Origin of the sequence: Pseudomonas sp. NBRC 111132 (genome assembly GCF_001320565.1) — a bacterium.
GTDB classification, from domain to species: domain Bacteria; phylum Pseudomonadota; class Gammaproteobacteria; order Pseudomonadales; family Pseudomonadaceae; genus Aquipseudomonas; species Aquipseudomonas putida_P.
The window spans coordinates 16,635-34,232 of sequence record NZ_BCBI01000011.1; the positions used below are offsets into that span (position 1 = coordinate 16,635).

A 17,598-nucleotide genomic window follows, 5' to 3' on the forward strand; every position below is an offset into this window, starting at 1 on the left:
ATTGGGAGCCTGCCATGTCGGTCGATCCGCAAAAACTTCTCCGCGAACTGTTCGACACAGCCATCGCCGCCGCCCACCCCCGTCAAGTTCTCGAACCCTACCTGCCCGCCGACCGTAGCGGCCGGGTCATCGTCATCGGCGCCGGCAAAGCCGCAGCTGCCATGGCCGAAGTGGTCGAGAAAAGCTGGCAGGGCGAAGTCTCTGGCCTGGTCGTTACCCGTTACGGCCACGGCGCCAACTGCCAAAAAATCGAAGTGGTCGAAGCCGCCCACCCGGTCCCGGATGCCGCCGGCCTGGCCGTGGCCAAGCGCGTGCTGGAACTGGTCAGCAACCTCAACGAAGACGACCGCGTCATCTTCCTGCTGTCTGGCGGGGGCTCGGCACTGCTGGCCCTGCCTGCCGAAGGCCTGACCCTGGCCGACAAGCAGCAGATCAACAAGGCGCTGCTCAAATCCGGCGCCACCATCGGCGAGATGAACTGCGTACGCAAACACCTCTCGGCGATCAAAGGCGGCCGCCTGGCCAAGGCCTGCTGGCCGGCCACGGTGTACACCTATGCCATTTCCGATGTGCCGGGCGACCTCGCCACGGTAATTGCCTCCGGCCCCACCGTGGCCGACCCGAGCACCTCGGCCGACGCCCTGGCCATTCTCAAACGCTACAACATCGAAGCGCCGAAAGCGGTCATCGACTGGCTGAACAACCCAGCCTCGGAAACCGTCAAGGCCGATGACCCAGCCCTGGCCCGCAGCCACTTCCAGCTGATCGCCAAGCCCCAGCAGTCGCTCGAAGCTGCCGCGGTCAAAGCCCGCCAGGCCGGCTTCAGCCCACTGATCCTCGGTGACCTGGAAGGTGAATCACGCGAAGTGGCCAAGGTACACGCCGGCATTGCCCGGCAAATCGTTCAACACGGCCAGCCGCTGAAGGCGCCCTGCGTGATCCTGTCGGGTGGCGAAACCACCGTAACCGTGCGCGGCAATGGCCGTGGCGGGCGCAACGCCGAGTTCCTGCTCAGCCTCACCGAAAGCCTGAAAGGCCTGCCGGGTGTGTACGCCCTGGCCGGCGACACCGACGGCATCGATGGCTCGGAAGAAAACGCCGGTGCCTTCATGACCCCGGCCAGCTACGCCCGCGCCGAAGCCCTGGGCCTGTCGGCCAGCGACGAGTTGGACAACAACAACGGCTATGGCTACTTCGCCGCGCTGGATGCGCTGATCGTCACCGAGCCGACCCGCACCAACGTCAACGACTTCCGCGCCATCCTGATCCTCGAGACTGCCCAATCATGACGCCTGATAAAAAAGTAAAGATCCTCGCCACCCTTGGCCCTGCGATCAACGGCATCGACGACATCCGCCAGCTTGTCGAAGCCGGGGTGAACATCTTCCGCCTCAACTTCAGCCACGGCGAGCATGCCGACCACGCCCTGCGCTACCAGTGGATCCGCGAAGTCGAGCAGCAACTCAACTACCCGCTGGGCATCCTCATGGACCTGCAAGGGCCAAAGCTGCGCGTGGGCCGCTTCGCTGAGGGCAAGGTACAGTTGCAACGCGGCCAGGCCCTGCGCCTGGACCTGGACAAAACCCCGGGCGACAACCGCCGGGTCAACCTGCCGCACCCCGAAATCATCGCTGCCCTCGAACCCGGCATGGACCTGCTGCTGGACGACGGCAAGCTGCGCCTGCGCGTCACCGCCAAGCACAGCGATGCCATCGACACCGAAGTGCTGAACGGTGGCGAGCTGTCCGACCGCAAAGGCGTCAACGTGCCGCAAGCGGTGCTCGACCTCTCTCCGCTCACCGAAAAGGACCGCCGCGACCTGGCCTTCGGCCTGGAGTTGGGCGTGGACTGGGTGGCCCTGTCGTTCGTCCAGCGCCCTGAAGACATCGTCGAAGCGCGCCAGCTTATCGGCGACCGCGCCTACCTGATGGCCAAGATCGAAAAACCCTCGGCGGTCGAGCAACTGCAAGCCATCGCCGAACTGGCAGACGCGATCATGGTGGCCCGTGGTGACCTGGGCGTGGAAGTGCCGGCCGAAAGCGTGCCGCAGATCCAGAAGCGCATCATCGGCACTTGCCGCCAACTGGGCAAACCGGTGGTGGTGGCCACGCAGATGCTCGAATCCATGCGTTTCTCGCCAGCGCCTACCCGTGCCGAAGTCACCGACGTGGCCAATGCCGTGGCCGAAGGTGCCGACGCGGTGATGCTGTCGGCCGAGACCGCTTCGGGTGATTACCCGCTGGAAGCGGTGCAGATGATGAGCAAGATCATCCGCCAGGTGGAAAACGGCCCGGACTACCAGGCCCAGCTCGACGTTGGCCGGCCAAAAGCCGAAGCCACCGTGTCGGATGCCATCAGCTGCGCTATCCGCCGTATCAGCGGCATCCTGCCGGTGGCGGTGCTGGTCAACTACAGCGAGTCGGGCGCCTCGACCCTGCGCGCGGCGCGCGAGCGGCCACGGGCACCGATCCTCAACCTGACACCGAACCTGAACACCGCACGCCGCCTGAGCGTGGCGTGGGGCGTGCACTCGGTGGTCAACGACCGCCTGCGCCAGGTCGACGAGGTGGTGTCTACGGCGCTGGAAATTGCCCAGGCGCAAGGTATGGCCAGCCGTGGCGACACACTGCTGATCACCGCCGGTGTGCCTTTCGGCAAGCCGGGGTCGACTAACACGCTGCGGATCGAGACTTTGATCTGAGATTGCCGGGGGCGCTCTGCGCCCCTTTCGCGACACAAGGCCGCTCCTACAGGAGACCGCAATCCCTTGTAGGAGCGGCCTTGTGTCGCGATAGGAGGGCAAAGCCCTCCCAATACACCGAACCTGCGGAAAACAGAGGCCCAAAGAGGCCCACCGCCCTCCATCAACCTCACTGACTGCCCCATGTACACCAAAAATTTCGTCAACCCGTGCCCCGACTGGGCCACGGCGTTACTCAACGGCTTCAGCCAGGTGCTGCTGCTGCGCAACCCCCTGTGCGGCCTGTGCTGCCTGCTGGCCATCCTGCTGACCGCGCCCAGCCTGGTCGGCGGTGGTGCCCTGCTCGGCGCCCTGGCTGGGCTACTCACCGCCCAGGCCCGCGGTTACGACCGCGCCGATCGCCAGGCCGGGTTGTATTGCTACAACGGCGTGCTGATCGGCATCCTGATCAGCGTCGTGCTGCCCTGGTCGGCGATCCTGCCACCACTGATCATCGCCGCCGGCGGCCTGTCCAGCATCATCACCCACCAATGGCGCAAGCGCGGCGGCAAACTTTTGATCGCCTACACCGCCCCCTTCGTCCTGCTGGGCTGGGCCACGCTGCTGCTCGCCAGCCCCTCACCCAGCGGCTTCGTCGAAGCCGACCCGCTGTATGCCCTGGCGCGTGGTGTGGGCCAGATCTTCCTGCTCGATCAACCCCTGGCAGGCGCGCTGATCATCCTCGGCATGTTCATCGCCAACCCCTATGCCGCCATGTGGGCGGTGATTGGCTCGGCCATCGGTGGGGGCGTGGCGCTGCTCACCGACCAGGCGCAGGCTGCGTGGCTGGGGCTGTACGGGTTCAATGCCGCACTGGCGGCACTGGCCTTCAGCCGGCAAGGTGAAAAGCCGTGGGTGACGCTGCTGGCAATTGTGATAGCCCTATTGCTGCAACCGCTGTTCAACGTGATGCCCATTGCCGGGCTGACAGCGCCGTTCGTACTGGCTTGCTGGCTGATGCATTCGGGTAACCACTTCTGGCAACTTTTACTACGCCGGAGTTCCTGGCGTCTGCACAACCGATGACTGGAACACATCGGTTGAGCAGGTTTCTGACAGCCGCCCTGCCACAAAAATCACCCGTTCCAGGACGACATCAACTGTACAATTATTGCATCGCGTGCTTCCTGCTCTCTGATACGCGCGCTATTGCGCTCAATATCTAGAATCTGACTGCTGTGAGCCCGCTGGTGATTGGGGATCATCTGGTCTTGGTTCATCGGCTGAGCGCCCGGCCTGTGCTCCCAATACAGCTGATTCCGCCGAGACTCCCCAAGCTCATCAATAGTTGGCCCCTTTGACTGCACGCCTGCTACCGTCGCTACGGGACGCACCTTCACAGGCACGCCATTGATGCCACCGATAGAACCGGAACTGCTCAACTCAACGGTTTCCTTCGAAACAGTACTTGCCTGCAGATATTTACCCGGTCCATTCCTTAACGCCGGGACTGCTGTCTCATTGCTTGTTCTAGAGGGGCTAAATACGGCTGCTGGCCTCGCCCGCCCCGGAGCGCGTTTAATCGTCCATGCTTCCCCTGTTGGGTCTGAGCGATTGACCGGGTCACCTTGGCAATAGGCATAAGAGTTGACTCCACCTTTACCAAACGGGCTCAACGCATCCGGGCTTAAAAAACGCATGAGTGCAGGGGGATAGTACCGATGCCCATGGCCCACCCCATAGCCTTGGAGAACCCCGATTCTCCACTCGCCATTGAACCTCAGCGAAGTAGCCGGTCCCCCGACCGAATGACCATATGCGGTATACGACAGTGTCTGTAACGCCAAGCTCTGCTGCTCAGTTGCCCTATTCATGACCCTTTCACACGTTCGCCCATGCCAGGCGCATTCTGCGGCCAACCTCCCCGCCTTTAAAACTGGCATTTTTACCAGTCCGCCCATTGCAGGCCGGAACACTGACCTTCTAGGCTTACTGCTTACGTCCCCGGAACACAAACCATGCAAACCCCGCAATCAATACGCGAGCGGCTCTACATCATCGTCTTTCAGACAGACACCGTAGCCGGTCGCCGCTTCGACAAAATCCTCCTGCTGATCATCCTGGCCAGCCTGGTCACGGTGATCCTCGACAGCATCGACGAAGTGCACCAAGGCTACGCCGGTCTGCTGGCCGCCATCGAATGGGGCTTTACCGCGATCTTCCTGGCCGAGTACATCACCCGCCTGTACTGCTCCCCCAAGCCCTTGCGCTACGCCTTCAGTTTCTATGGCCTGGTCGACTTGCTGGCGATCGTGCCGGGCATCATCGCCCTGTACTACAGCGACGCCCAGTACCTGCTGATCATCCGGGTTATTCGGATGCTGCGGATCTTCCGCGTACTGAAGCTCAGCCCGTACCTCAAGCAGGCCCATTACCTGATGGAGGCGCTGCGCGGCAGCAAGCAGAAGATCATCGTGTTCCTGGTGACGGTATCGACCCTGGTGACGGTGTTCGGCACGCTGATGTATGTGATCGAAGGGCCGGAGCATGGCTTTACCAGCATTCCCAAAGGCATCTATTGGGCCATCGTTACCCTGACCACCGTGGGCTTTGGCGACATCGTGCCGAAGACGCCGCTGGGGCAGGTGCTGTCATCATTGGTGATGATTACCGGTTATTCGATCATTGCCGTGCCGACCGGGATCTTCACCGCAGAACTGGCCAACGCCATGCGTGGGGAGCAACTGCAGCATGATTGCCCAACCTGCCAAAAGAAGACCCATGAGCATGGGGCGGCGTTCTGTTCCCGGTGTGGGAATGGGCTGTTTCCCAAGCACTGAGGCCCTGTACTTGCAGCGGAATAACCAAAGTGTTTTTTGTTCTTTAACCCACTTCGAGCCACCCGCTATAGTCGCTGGCAATCTGCCCCAATACTCTTCAAGAACAAGGAAGCAACGTGAAAAAACTCTTCACCGCCTCACTGCTCGCCGCAGGCCTGGCCCTGGGTAACCTCGCCCAGGCCGCCCCTACCCTGCTCAACGTTTCCTACGACGTGATGCGCGACTTCTACAAGGACTACAACCCAGCCTTCCAGAAACACTGGGAAGCCGAGCACAAAGAGAAGGTCAACGTGCAGATGTCCTTCGGCGGCTCCAGCAAGCAGGCGCGTGCGGTGATCGATGGCCTGCCGGCCGATGTCATCACCATGAACATGGCCACCGACATCAACGCCCTGGTCGACAACGGCAAGCTGGTGCCGGACAACTGGGTAACCCGCCTGCCGAACAACAGCGCACCGTTCACCTCGGCCACAGTGTTCATCGTGCGCAAGGGCAACCCAAAAGCCCTGAAAGACTGGCCCGACCTGCTTAAGGACGGCGTGCAGGTGATCGTGCCCAACCCGAAAACCTCGGGTAATGGCCGCTACACCTACCTGTCGGCCTGGGGCTACGTGCTCAAGCAAGGCGGTGATGAAAGCAAAGCCCGCGATTTCGTCGGCAAACTGTTCAAGCAGGCCCCCGTCCTGGACACCGGCGGCCGCGCCGCCACCACCACCTTCATGACCAACCAGATCGGCGACGTGCTGGTCACCTTCGAGAACGAAGCCGAAATGATCGCTCGCGAGTTCGGCCGCGACCAGTTCGAAGTGGTCTACCCAAGCGTGTCGGCAGAAGCCGAGCCGCCGGTGAGCGTGGTCGACAAGGTGGTGGCCAAGAAAGGCACCCAGGCCGTGGCCGAGGAATACCTGAAGTACCTGTGGTCGCCAGAAGCCCAGGAGATCGCCGCCAACAACTACCTGCGCCCGCGCGATGCGACGGTACTGGCCAAGTACACCGACCGCTTCCCGAAAGTGGACTTCCTGTCGGTGGAAAAAACCTTTGGTGACTGGCGCACCGTGCAGAAAACCCACTTCAATGATGGCGGGGTGTTTGACCAGATCTATAGCGGTCAGTAACTGATACAGGCAGTGCCGGCCTCTTCGCGGGCAAGCTCACGAAGGGACCGGCACAGGCCATACAACAATCGAACTTTCCATACCCTTTACCCATCAGTTCCTTGAGTAACCCTGCCCCGCTCACCCCGGCCCAAGGAGTACTCCAGTGCTGCGCTTTCTCTCTACCCTGTTGCTCGGCTGCCTGCTGAGCACCCACCTGCTTGCCGCCGACCCCACCCCCACCGAAGAACAAGCCGCCGAACCCGAACCAGTACTGCAAGGCGGGCTGCTTGGCGCTTTGGCCGACGGCCTGGACAGTGCCGCCCAGGAGCTGGACCTCGACGCCCACCTGGTGGATGCCTGGCGCTTGCGCACCGATCGCGCCGCCAAAGAGGTCGAACGCCTGGTCGACCGCCACTCGGCCAGCGACTCGCTGCAACTGGCCGGCAACTTCTTGTTGCTTACATTCACCTGGGCCGCCAGTTTCGCCGCGCTCACCAGCCTCGGGCGCTGGGTCGCAAGACGCACTTCTGGCACCCCGTGGTTGCGCGAGCGCAAACGTGCCAGCAGCCTGCTGGGCTACCTGCTGCCCTACACCCTGCCAGCGCTGGCCAGCCTGCCGCTGACGCTGTACGCCAGCCGCTTCCTCGACCCCTCGGTAGCCCGCGCGCTGGGCCTGAGCCTGGCATACGCCACCAGCAGTGGCTTGTTCTCGACCTCGATCATTCTGTGCCTGATCACCCTGTTCGATGCCGGCCACAAGCGCCCGGCCGTAGCAGTGATCAAGCGCCTGGCCCCACGGCTGCTTTTTCTGATCGGCTTCCTCGCGGCCTGGAGCGACGCCCTTACCAGCCCGCAGATTGCCCGCCAGTTGGGCGGCAACATCACCGCCAGCATTGCCGTGCTCACCGGCCTCACCGCCACCTTCATCTTCGCCAGCCTGGTCATTCGCCTGCGCCGCCCGGTGGCGCACTTGATCCGCAATCGCAGCTTGAAGGACCGTGTGCAGCACCGGGCCGTGCAGGAGACCCTGCGGATCTTTTCGGCGGTGTGGTACCTGCCAATCCTGTTGATGATTCTGGTGTCGGCGATTCACCTGGTAGGTGCCGGTGAAGAAAGCCAGAAGGCCCTGCAGAAGGCTTTGCTGACCACTGTGCTGCTGGTATCGACAGTGTTTCTCAGCACGTTGCTGCAACACTTGCTGGCCCCCCGGGAAAGCGACCCGGCGCAACGGGTACGCCCCTACAAAGAACTGCTGCGCAGCCTTGCCCATGCGCTATTGCGCATCGCCATGGCAGTGGCATTCATCGAATTGCTGGGGCGCATCTGGGGCTTCTCGGTGATCGATTTCGCCCTGAGCAACAGCCTGGGCCAGGCGATCAGCAACTCGCTGTCGAGCATCGGCCTGATCCTGCTGGTTACCTGGCTGCTGTGGGTGGTGCTTGATACCGCTATTCAGGAAGCACTCAAGCCTGCCGTCGGCCGCCGCGCCGCACGCCAGCCAAGTACCCGGGTGCGCACCATCCTGCCGATGCTGCGCAACGCGATCAAAGTGGTCCTGATCGTTATCTGCACCATCACCACCATGGCCAACCTGGGCATCAACGTTGCGCCCTTGCTGGCCGGTGCCGGGGTGATCGGCCTGGCCATCGGCTTTGGTTCGCAGCAGTTGGTGCAGGATGTGATCACCGGATTGTTCATCCTGATCGAGGACACCATTTCCATCGGCGATTGGGTGGTGCTCGATTCCGGCCATGCCGGTACCGTCGAAAGCCTGACCATCCGCACCCTGCGCCTGCGCGATGGCAAAGGCTTCGTGCACTCGGTGCCGTTCGGCCAGATCAAGGCGGTTACCAACCAGTCGCGGCAGTTCGCTTATGCGTTTTTTTCGGTGCAGTTCACTTACGGCAGTGATGTGGATGCTTCGCTGGCGCTGATCCATGAAGTGGGCAAGTCGATCAGCGAAGATCCGCTGCTGCGCATCAACCTGCAGGGGCCATTGCAAGTGTTCGGCGTGGACCGCATGGACTTGAACGGCTTTGTGCTGACGGCGCAGTTCCGCACCATTTCCGGCGGGCAGTATGCGGTAAGCCGGGCGTTCAACGAGCGGTTGAAGAAACGCGTGGACCAAACCGACAACGTGAGTTTTGCCCAGGTATACCCGCTGCCGATGCAGGCTCTTGGCGCTTGATGCCGCCTGTACTGGGCTCTTCGCGGGTAAAACCGCGAAGAGCCCAGCAAGGGCAACATCAAACTTTACGGAACACCAAGGCCTTGAGCCCCCCGGCCGGGTCCACATCCGGGAACTCCGGCGGGTTCTCCAGCCGCTCGACAAACGCCAGCGTCGGCGCCTGCTCCGCCATCCCTTCAATGAGAAACTCCGGCCCGATGCCCGGATCATTCACACACGCCAGCACCGTGCCGCCCTCAGTCAGCAACTCCGGCAAACGCCGCAGGATCTTCGCGTAGTCCTGGGTCAACACGAAGCTGCCACGCTGAAAGGTTGGCGGGTCGATGATGATCAGGTCATACGGCCCGTACTTGCGCACCTTGCCCCACGACTTGAACAGCTCATGGCCCAGGTACGCCACCCGCGATGCATCGTGGCCATTGAGGCGGTGGTTGTCCCGGCCACGTGACAGGGCCGATTTGGCCATGTCCAGGTTCACCACCTGCTCGGCGCCACCGGCAATCGCTGCCACCGAGAAACCGCAGGTATAGGCGAACAAGTTCAGCACGCGCTTGCCCGCCGCCTGCTCACGCACCCAGCGCCTGCCGTAGCGCATGTCGAGGAACAGGCCGTTGTTCTGCCGCACGCCCAGGTCCAGCAGGTAGCTCAGGCCGTCCTCGACCACCTCACGCTGCTGGCACGGCTCGCCCACCAGCCACTGGCCCGGGCTGTCGGGCAGGTAGCGGTGCTGGATGATGATCGCCTGGCCGGTCCATTGCGGGCGCTCAGCCAACGTGCGCAACATGGCCTCCAGCTCGGCCAGCTGGCCCTCGGACGGCTCGCGGAACAGGGCAACCGACAGCACGCCTTGCAGCCAGTCGACGGTGACCTGCTCCAGGCCCGCCCAGCAGCGCCCACGGCCGTGGAACAGGCGGCGGGTTTCCTGCGGGGCAGGGTCGAGGGCGGCGAGCAGGTGCTTTTCAAGGATGTGGATCGGCGAAGTCATGGTGGGTCGCAGGCTGACAAAAGCGGCATTCTACCTCAACTTTTGACGGCAACCCGCGCCGGTCGGAACCACCATCCCTGCTGCATTCCCGCCGCCGCCAGCAAGATCAACCCCACCCCCAGCCACTGCAGCGGCGCCAGTCGGTGCCCGAACGCCACCCAGTCCACCAGGATCGCCGCAATCGGGTAAATGAACGACAGCGCACCGGTCAACGCCGTGGGCAAACGCTGTATGGCACTGTACAGCAGCACATACATCAGGCCGGTATGCACCATGCCCAGCGTCAGCAGGCTGGCCAGCGCCGGCACTTCACTCGGCAAGCCGCCAAGCTTGATCCACGGCGCCAGCAGCAGCGCACCCGTGGCTACCTGAATCAACGCGATCAGGTGCGGGGGCGTGCCACTCAGGCGCTTGATGATCAACGCAGCGATTGCATACAACAACGCTGCCCCCAGCGCCAGGGCAATCCCGAGCAAATAATCCTCGCCACTGCCCTGCCCCGCCCCATGTGCACTGACGATGGCCAGCATGCCGAGGAACGCCACGCTCAGCCAGGTCACCTTGGCCAAGGTGATTTTCTCGCCCAAAAACAGTGCCGCCAGGCCCACCAGCATGAACGGCTGCACGTTGTACACCGCCGTACCAATGGCAATCGATGCCCGCGAGTACGAGGCGAACAACAACAGCCAGTTGCCGACAATGGCCACCCCACTGGCAATCGCCAGCAAGAATGCCGTGCGGCTGATCACTCCCGGCCGTAGAAGCCCAAATGCGGCGCAAATCGCCAGCAAGGTCACGGCACCGAACACGCAGCGCCAGAACACCACATCCAGCACCGGTAGGCCAGACACCAGCACGAACCAGCCGATGGTCCCGGAAATCAGCATGGCAGCGACCATTTCCAGCGAGCCACGGCGCAATGAACTGTCCATCTCACACCTCCTGTTGACGATGGCAACAGTATGCAAAGGTTGCAGCCTGACCTTCCAGCGGTTAACCAAGGCAGATCTGCAGTCATGCCTTTACTATCAAGGCAAATATCGTGAATTACCTGATGAGGCGAGCATGACCGATGCCATCGACCAACTACTGATCAATGCACTGATGGAGGACTCACGCCGCTCGCTCAAAGCGCTGGCGCAGGTCAGCGGGCTGTCCGCGCCCAGCGTCAGCGAACGCCTGCGCCGCCTGGAGGAGCGTGGTGTGCTGCGCGGCTACACCGTGGAGGTCGACCCACGCGCCTTTGGTTACCAGTTGCAGGCCATCGTGCGCATCCGCCCGCTGCCGGGGCAGTTGCACGAAGTGGAGCGGCAGATCATTGCCATCCCTGAGTTCACCGAGTGCGACAAAGTCACGGGTGAGGACTGTTTCATTGCCCGGCTGCATGTGCGCTCGATGGAACAACTGGACACCCTGCTCGACCGTATCAATGTGCTGGCCGAAACCAATACCGCCATCATCAAGAAAAGCCCGGTGAAGCGGCGGTTGCCGCCGATGGATTGATTTTCTCTTGCACGGGCCTCTTCGCAAGCGTCCTCGTGAAGAGGCCCGCGCAGGAAAAGCTGACTATTTTTTGTACACAAAAACGTCACCATAAGTGCCATTTTTGTGTGCACTTACCCTCGGTAACGCCCCAATACGTTACACACTTCCCGCCAAAAATTTTGACCAAATGATCAACTAACTTTCGCACTAAAAAATTAAACCTGTTCATTTGGTCAACTTATAACGTCAGCATTTCATTAACTTATCTTTCAACAAGATAGTTTCAGAATGCTGGCCAGCAGAAAGTTGAATACTCCTTGGCATAGAAATGGCTTTTGTGTATTCGTGTTTTGTATACAACCTAAACAAAACATAAATACACAAGAACCCGCGACGCCGACCCAATGTCGGCCGCCGCGCCCAGAACCCTGTGATGCCAACACTGCACTGACGAGATGGCGAGCCCGTGCGCATGCCCGCTCATCGCAGTCCAAGTGCATCAGGAGCCCGCCGGAATGAGTAGCAGCCTCGACCTTGCCCCTGAACTATCCGTCGCCAGCACCCACCCCAACGCCACCCTCACCGGCAACGCGCCGGAACTTGCCCTGAGCCCGCGCCTGCATAACCGCGACCTCGCGCCAACACGTATCGAAGGTCGTCGCTGGGGCGGCTACAGCATCTTCGCGCTGTGGACAAACGATGTGCACAATATCGCCAACTATTCGTTCGCCATGGGCTTGTTCGCCCTCGGCCTGGGTGGCTGGCAAATTCTCTTGTCGTTGGCCATCGGTGCGGCCCTGGTGTATTTCTTCATGAACCTGTCCGGCTACATGGGGCAGAAAACCGGGGTGCCGTTCCCGGTCATCAGCCGCATTGCCTTCGGTATCCACGGCGCGCAGATCCCGGCGCTGATCCGCGCCGTCATCGCCATTGCCTGGTTCGGCATCCAGACCTACCTGGCCTCGGTGGTGCTGCGGGTACTGCTTACCGCCGTGTGGCCACAAATGGCGGCATACGACCACGACAGCATCCTCGGCCTGTCGAGCCTGGGCTGGGTGTGCTTCGTATCGATCTGGCTGGTGCAACTGGTCATCCTGGCCTACGGCATGGAGATGGTGCGCCGCTACGAGGCCTTTGCCGGCCCGGTGATCCTGCTGACCGTCGCCGCCCTGGCGGTGTTCATGTACTTCAAGGCCGATGCCCGCATTGCCTGGTCGGTGGCTGCGCCGCTGACTGGCTACGAGATGTGGCGCAACATTTTTGCCGGCGGCGCGCTGTGGCTGGCGATCTACGGCACTTTGGTGCTGAACTTCTGTGACTTCGCCCGCTCCTCGCCGTGCCGCAAGACCATCCGCGTCGGCAACTTCTGGGGCCTGCCGGTGAACATCCTGGTGTTCGCCGTGATCACCGTGGTGCTATGCGGTGCGCAGTTCCAGATCAACGGCCAAATCATCGACAGCCCGACGCAGATCGTCGCCGCCATCCCCAGCACGCCATTTTTGGTGCTCGGCTGCCTGGCCTTCCTGATCGTCACCGTGGCGGTGAACATCATGGCCAACTTTGTCGCACCAGCCTTCGTACTCAGCAACCTGGCGCCGCGCCACCTGAACTTCCGCCGTGCCGGGCTGATCAGCGCCACGTTGGCGGTGCTGATCCTGCCGTGGAACCTGTACAACAGCCCGCTGGTGATCGTGTACTTCCTGTCGGGCCTGGGCGCCCTGCTCGGCCCGCTGTACGGGGTGATCATGTCCGACTACTGGTTGCTGCGCAAAGGCTGCATCAACGTGCCACAGCTGTACAGCGAAGACCCGGCCGGCGCCTATCACTACAGCAAAGGCATCAACCTGCGCGCCGTGGCCGCCTTCGTGCCGGCTGCGCTGCTGGCCATCGTCCTGGCCCTGGTCCCCAACTTCCAGAGCGTGGCGCCGTTCTCCTGGTTGATCGGCGCCGGTATCGCCGCTGCCCTGTACCTGCTGATCGCACCCCGCAACCGCCAATACCACGACGTCAGCGGCGAGTGCATCGCCGTCGACCACAGCAGCCATTAATCAAGGAAGACAGCCCATGCGTATTCTGATCGCCAACGTCAACACCACCGAAGCCATCACCGACGCCATTGCCGAGCAGGCCCGTGCGGTGGCCGCGCCCGGCACGGAAATAATCGGCCTCACACCTTGGTTTGGTGCCGAGTCGGTGGAGGGCAATTTCGAAAGCTACCTGGCTGCAATCGCGGTGATGGACCGAGTACTGGCCTTCGAAGGCCCCTATGACGCCGTGATCCAGGCGGGTTATGGCGAACACGGCCGCGAAGGCCTGCAGGAGCTGCTCAACGTGCCGGTGGTGGACATTACCGATGCTGCCGCCAGCACGGCAATGTACCTGGGCCATGCTTATTCGGTTGTAACCACGCTGGACCGCACCGTACCGCTGATCGAGGACCGCCTGAAGCTGTCCGGCCTGTACGAGCGCTGCGCCTCGGTGCGTGCCAGCGGGCTGGCGGTACTGGAACTGGAGGCCGACCCACAGCGGGCCGTGGAGGCGATTGTCGAGCAGGCCGAACGGGCCGTGCGTGACGACAAGGCCGAAGTGATCTGCCTGGGTTGCGGCGGCATGGCCGGGCTGGACGAGCAGATTCGCCAGCGCACCGGTGTGCCCGTGGTGGATGGTGTGAGCGCAGCGGTAACCATTGCCGAATCGCTGGTGCGCATGGGGTTGAGTACTTCCAAGGTACGCACCTATGCCACGCCGCGCGCGAAAAAGGTGCTGGGTTGGCCGATGCGCTTCGGCCGCTGATCCAGTATTTCCCTGTGCCGGCCGCTTCGCGGGCAAGCCCGCGAGGGGGCCGGTACTATCGCCCCATCATTTCGACCAGGCGCTGCGCACTGCCACAGGCCAAGGTAAACCCCAACGCACCATGCCCCAGGTTCAGCCACAAGTTGCGATACACCGTCCCGCCAATGATCGGCACCCCGGTCGGTGTCGCCGGCCGCATCCCGGCCCACTCCACCGCCTGGTTATAATCCGCAGCCTTGGGTAACGTCTCAAGTGCCAGCCGCCGCATGCTCTGCAACCTGCGCTTTTCCACCGACTCGTCAAAACCGACAATGTCCACCATCGCCGCTACCCGTAGCTGCTGCCCCAGGCGGGCGTAGACGATCTTGCGCTCATAATCGGTAAGGCTCACTTCCGGGGCTTGGTGCCCGGCACCGATCGGTGCCGTCAGGCTGTAGCCCTTCAGCGGGTAGACCGGTATATGCACCCCCGGTAGTGCCAAGCCTGGGCCGCGATGCCCGGCGCATAGCACCAACTGCTCCACCTCCATCTGCTCGTCGCCCAGTTGTAGCGCTACAACCTGGTCCTGGCACCGCACCAGTTGCGTCACTGGCCGACCAAGCAGAACACGGCATTGCCCCGAAGCGCGTAACAGGGCCTCCAGGCGCTGGCAGAACAAGTGGCAATCACCCACCTCTTCATCCGCTGTGAACACGCCACCGACAAACGGTGCCCCCGCCAATGCAGGCTCCAGCGCGCGCAGCTCGACTGCCGCCAAAACCCGCTGGCTGGCAGGGTCCGTCAACTGCGCTCGGCCATGGGCAAAGGCCCGCTCGCTGCGAAAAGCCACCAGCTTGCCGTTGCGCCGCCAGGCAAAGTCGCCCAGGTTCTGCCCCTCGCGCCATTGCCCCAGAACGGCCTGGCTGTGCAACGCCAGCTCCAGCAATTGCCCGGCATTACGGCGATTGACGCTGCGCCGGCAAGCCAGGGTAAAGGCCAGCAGCCAGCGCCACTGCGCCGGGTCAAGGCGCAAGCGCAGGCGCAGCGGCGACTCGCCCTGCAGCAGCCAGCCCAGTGCCTGCCAGGGCACCCCGGCATCGGCCAGTGGCGCCACATACCGATAGGACAATTGCCCGCCATTGGCAAAACTGGTAGCCGACGCCAGGCTGTCGCGCGCCTCGATCAACGCTACCGAATACCCGTCACGAACAAGGGCGTAGGCCGTCGCCAGGCCAACCACCCCGCCACCGATTACCGTTACCCGCTGCTTCATCCTTCATCCCTGTTCCGGCTTCCTGGCCAAACAGTACCAGCGGATCAGGTCGGGCAGCTATGCGCACCGTCATTCAGGCCCTGGCGCACGTTACGGCTGAGCAGGCTGGCCTTGCCGTCGTGCCAGGTCAGGGTCAGTACATAGAGGGTGTCGAAGTCATCCCCGCTCCAATCCCCGGTGATCACCCGCTCTTCACCCAGGGCCTTGCCCGCCACGGTGTTGATCAGCTCTGGCAGGTAGCCGTGGGACCAAGCGGTGTAGACGGTTGCATTGCGGTATTTTTCGCTCAGCAACTCTTCGGCCAGCTCATCGGTGTCGTTGGCGCCGTAGTCGATGTTCACCGGCAAGCCGAGGCGAATGGCGCTGGGGGTGATGGTCATCAGCGGGCGGATATAGCTGTAGCTTTCGTCCCTGCTGCCTTCTTCGACATGCCGTGAGGGGTTGGCGGCAAACACGTAGTCAGCCTTGCCGAAGCGTTCGGGCAGCACGGTTGCCAGGTCCAGCGCACGGTTGAGGCCTTGGCAGTTCAATTGGCCCAACCCTTCACCTGGCTTCTCGCCATGACGCAGGAACACCAAGGTTTGAGTGCCATCCACCGGTTGCGCCCGGCTTTCGACAGCCTCCAGCGCCAACGGTACAGCGACGGCTGTGAGCACCAGGCTCAGCAGCAAGTGACGGCGACGGTGGAAGAATGTTGGCAACTTCATCAAGGCAGGCTCGTGTGGCATAAAAATCGGAGTTACCCGCCACATCGCCCGGCCAGTCGCAGGGCGCCCTTGTAGTGAATGCCATCCTTGGCAACGAGTGAGGGTCAGAGTGCCCTGAACCCGTTTGGTTCCTCCCTGGAGGTGGATGCCGTTCCCTAGGCAAGGCCCAGGCTAGGGGAAAAGTGTTGCGCAATTGTGTAAGGTGCAAGAACCTCGGGTTGCAATACGATCACTCAATCATCCCGCGTCAGCACTTCCACCAGCTCGATCTCGAAGGTCAGGTCCGAATTCGGTGGGATCGAACCCACGCTGCGCTCGCCATAACCCAAGTGCGCCGGCACTAGCAGTTTACGCTTGCCGCCAACCCGCATACCCATCAAGCCTTGATCCCAGCCCTTGATCACCCGACCAGTGCCGATCACGCACTGGAACGGCTTGCCGCGCGACCAGGACGAATCGAACTCACTGCCGTCGGCCAGCCAGCCGGTGTACTGGGTGGTGATCAGGGCGCCTTTGACGGCGGCTTTGCCATCACCCTCGACCAGGTCGATGATCTGCAGTTCTTGGCTCACGGGCACACTCCAACGCTGAAAACAAAGCCGCCCTTTTCTCAGGAATGCAGCGGTTTGGCAAGTTCGCGCGGGGTTTCATGCTGGCGCATCGACCACAGCACGCCGCCAATCACCAGCACGATCGCTGCCGCTTCCAGCAAGCTTGGGCCGGCCTGCCGCCAGAAAAAGGCATACAGCAGCGCAAACAGGGTTTCAAACACGATCAGTTGCCCACTCAAGGTCAGCGGCAGGCGCTTGGAGGCGGCGTTCCACAACGCCATGGCAAGCCACGAACCGAGCACTGCGCAGGCCAGGCTGGCCGCCCAGAACAACCACCAGCGTGACATCGGCGTTTCGGCCTGCAGCTGTTGCGGCTGCCACAGTGCCAGGCCAGCGACCATCAACAGGCTGGCAAGGCCAGTCATTACCCCGCACAACACCGACCATTGGTGGCTGTCGAAGTGGCCGCACTGCTTCAGGTAACGGCTGTTCTGCACGGCGTACCAGGTCCAGCACGCCAGGGCGGCCAGCGCGTAGAACAGGCCCATCAGCTTGTCGCCGATATCGCCGGGGGCGAAGGCGAAGGTTTGCAGATTGATGCACAGCATACCGGCAAGGATCAGCGCCAGCGGGCCGACCAGCCGCGCCAGGGGCACCGCGCCGCTGTCATTGCGGCCGTACAGGGTGATGGTCAGCGGCAACACGCCGACGATCAACGAGGCCGGGGCTACACCCAGGCGCTGGATCGCCGCCACCAGGCACACGAAGTACACCAGGTTGCCGATCACCGCCAGGCGCAACAGCATCCACGCATCACCTGCGGTCAGTTGGCGCAACTGGCGCGCCATGGGCAGGGCCAGCAGCAGCGAGATCACGCCCACCATCAGGTAGCGCACGCTGCTCAGCAGCATCGGATTGAACTCGGGCAGCAGCTCGGGAACCATCAGCACCACGCCCCATAACGCACCGGCCATGCCGGCGTACATCACCCCGCGTTTCACGTGTCAGCTCCTGGTTTGA

At 62.4% G+C, this 17,598-nt stretch carries 16 protein-coding genes; 9 read left to right on the forward strand and 7 right to left on the reverse strand.

What is annotated here, in order from left to right:
• Positions 1–14: 14 nt before the first annotated feature.
• The 3 genes from APH35_RS07445 to APH35_RS07455 all read left to right on the forward strand — a co-directional run bounded on the left by APH35_RS07445 (position 15) and on the right by APH35_RS07455 (position 3,766).
• Positions 15–1,289, forward strand: a complete 1,275-nt coding sequence (locus APH35_RS07445; protein WP_060493792.1) for a glycerate kinase type-2 family protein — start codon at positions 15–17, stop codon at positions 1,287–1,289.
• Positions 1,286–2,701 (forward strand): pyruvate kinase, encoded by a 1,416-nt coding sequence (pyk, locus tag APH35_RS07450; protein ID WP_012273448.1) that lies wholly within the window; start codon positions 1,286–1,288, stop codon positions 2,699–2,701. The genes APH35_RS07445 and pyk overlap by 4 nt, the downstream gene beginning before the upstream one ends.
• Positions 2,702–2,884: 183 nt before the next feature.
• Positions 2,885–3,766 (forward strand): urea transporter, encoded by an 882-nt coding sequence (locus APH35_RS07455; protein WP_060514492.1) that lies wholly within the window; start codon positions 2,885–2,887, stop codon positions 3,764–3,766.
• 50 nt (positions 3,767–3,816) lie between these two features.
• On the opposite strand, the gene APH35_RS29690 is transcribed toward APH35_RS07455, so the two are convergent.
• The gene (locus APH35_RS29690; protein ID WP_177335353.1) at positions 3,817–4,641 is read right to left on the reverse strand and encodes an RHS repeat-associated core domain-containing protein; all 825 of its coding nucleotides are present in this window, start codon (positions 4,639–4,641) and stop codon (positions 3,817–3,819) included.
• Between the two features lie 57 nt (positions 4,642–4,698).
• Here APH35_RS29690 and APH35_RS07465 point away from each other — a divergent pair, with 57 nt between their 5' ends.
• The 3 genes from APH35_RS07465 to APH35_RS07475 all read left to right on the forward strand — a co-directional run bounded on the left by APH35_RS07465 (position 4,699) and on the right by APH35_RS07475 (position 8,805).
• Positions 4,699–5,520 (forward strand): ion transporter, encoded by an 822-nt coding sequence (locus APH35_RS07465; RefSeq protein ID WP_060514494.1) that lies wholly within the window; start codon positions 4,699–4,701, stop codon positions 5,518–5,520.
• Positions 5,521–5,636: 116 nt separating this feature from the next.
• Positions 5,637–6,635 carry a sulfate ABC transporter substrate-binding protein gene (locus APH35_RS07470; RefSeq protein ID WP_012273452.1) on the forward strand — a complete coding sequence of 333 codons (999 nt, stop codon included), beginning with the start codon at positions 5,637–5,639 and terminating at the stop codon, positions 6,633–6,635.
• A gap of 145 nt (positions 6,636–6,780) precedes the next feature.
• Entirely contained in the window at positions 6,781–8,805 is a 2,025-nt protein-coding gene (locus APH35_RS07475) for a mechanosensitive ion channel family protein (RefSeq protein ID WP_060514495.1), read from the forward strand.
• Between the two features lie 58 nt (positions 8,806–8,863).
• On the opposite strand, the gene APH35_RS07480 is transcribed toward APH35_RS07475, so the two are convergent.
• Positions 8,864–9,790, reverse strand: coding sequence for a class I SAM-dependent methyltransferase (locus APH35_RS07480; RefSeq protein WP_060514496.1), 927 nt, complete (start codon positions 9,788–9,790; stop codon positions 8,864–8,866).
• A 35-nt stretch (positions 9,791–9,825) separates the two neighbouring features.
• A complete protein-coding gene (locus tag APH35_RS07485; protein WP_060514497.1) occupies positions 9,826–10,722 on the reverse strand; it encodes a DMT family transporter in 897 nt (298 codons plus the stop codon).
• A 133-nt stretch (positions 10,723–10,855) separates the two neighbouring features.
• On the opposite strand from APH35_RS07485, the gene APH35_RS07490 reads away from it, so the two are divergent.
• From APH35_RS07490 to APH35_RS07500, 3 genes are all read left to right on the forward strand, one after another.
• Complete coding sequence (locus APH35_RS07490; RefSeq protein WP_012273456.1) at positions 10,856–11,293, forward strand: Lrp/AsnC family transcriptional regulator; 438 nt, start codon at positions 10,856–10,858, stop codon at positions 11,291–11,293.
• Positions 11,294–11,790: 497 nt separating this feature from the next.
• Positions 11,791–13,323, forward strand: a complete 1,533-nt coding sequence (locus APH35_RS07495; RefSeq protein WP_060514498.1) for an NCS1 family nucleobase:cation symporter-1 — start codon at positions 11,791–11,793, stop codon at positions 13,321–13,323.
• Between the two features lie 16 nt (positions 13,324–13,339).
• Positions 13,340–14,068 carry an aspartate/glutamate racemase family protein gene (locus APH35_RS07500; protein ID WP_012273458.1) on the forward strand — a complete coding sequence of 243 codons (729 nt, stop codon included), beginning with the start codon at positions 13,340–13,342 and terminating at the stop codon, positions 14,066–14,068.
• Positions 14,069–14,123: 55 nt separating this feature from the next.
• Here APH35_RS07500 and APH35_RS07505 read toward each other — a convergent pair whose 3' ends face one another.
• From APH35_RS07505 to APH35_RS07520, 4 genes are all read right to left on the reverse strand, one after another.
• Entirely contained in the window at positions 14,124–15,320 is a 1,197-nt protein-coding gene (locus APH35_RS07505; RefSeq protein WP_060514499.1) for a D-amino acid dehydrogenase, read from the reverse strand.
• Positions 15,321–15,364: 44 nt separating this feature from the next.
• On the reverse strand, positions 15,365–16,027 hold the full coding sequence (locus APH35_RS07510) for a histidine phosphatase family protein (RefSeq protein ID WP_060514500.1): 663 nt from the start codon (positions 16,025–16,027) through the stop codon (positions 15,365–15,367).
• Between the two features lie 233 nt (positions 16,028–16,260).
• A complete protein-coding gene (locus APH35_RS07515; protein WP_012273461.1) occupies positions 16,261–16,599 on the reverse strand; it encodes an FKBP-type peptidyl-prolyl cis-trans isomerase in 339 nt (112 codons plus the stop codon).
• A 38-nt stretch (positions 16,600–16,637) separates the two neighbouring features.
• Positions 16,638–17,579: a DMT family transporter gene (locus APH35_RS07520; protein WP_060514501.1), complete on the reverse strand. Its 942-nt coding sequence runs from the start codon at positions 17,577–17,579 to the stop codon at positions 16,638–16,640.
• Between the last annotated feature and the right edge of the window lie 19 nt (positions 17,580–17,598).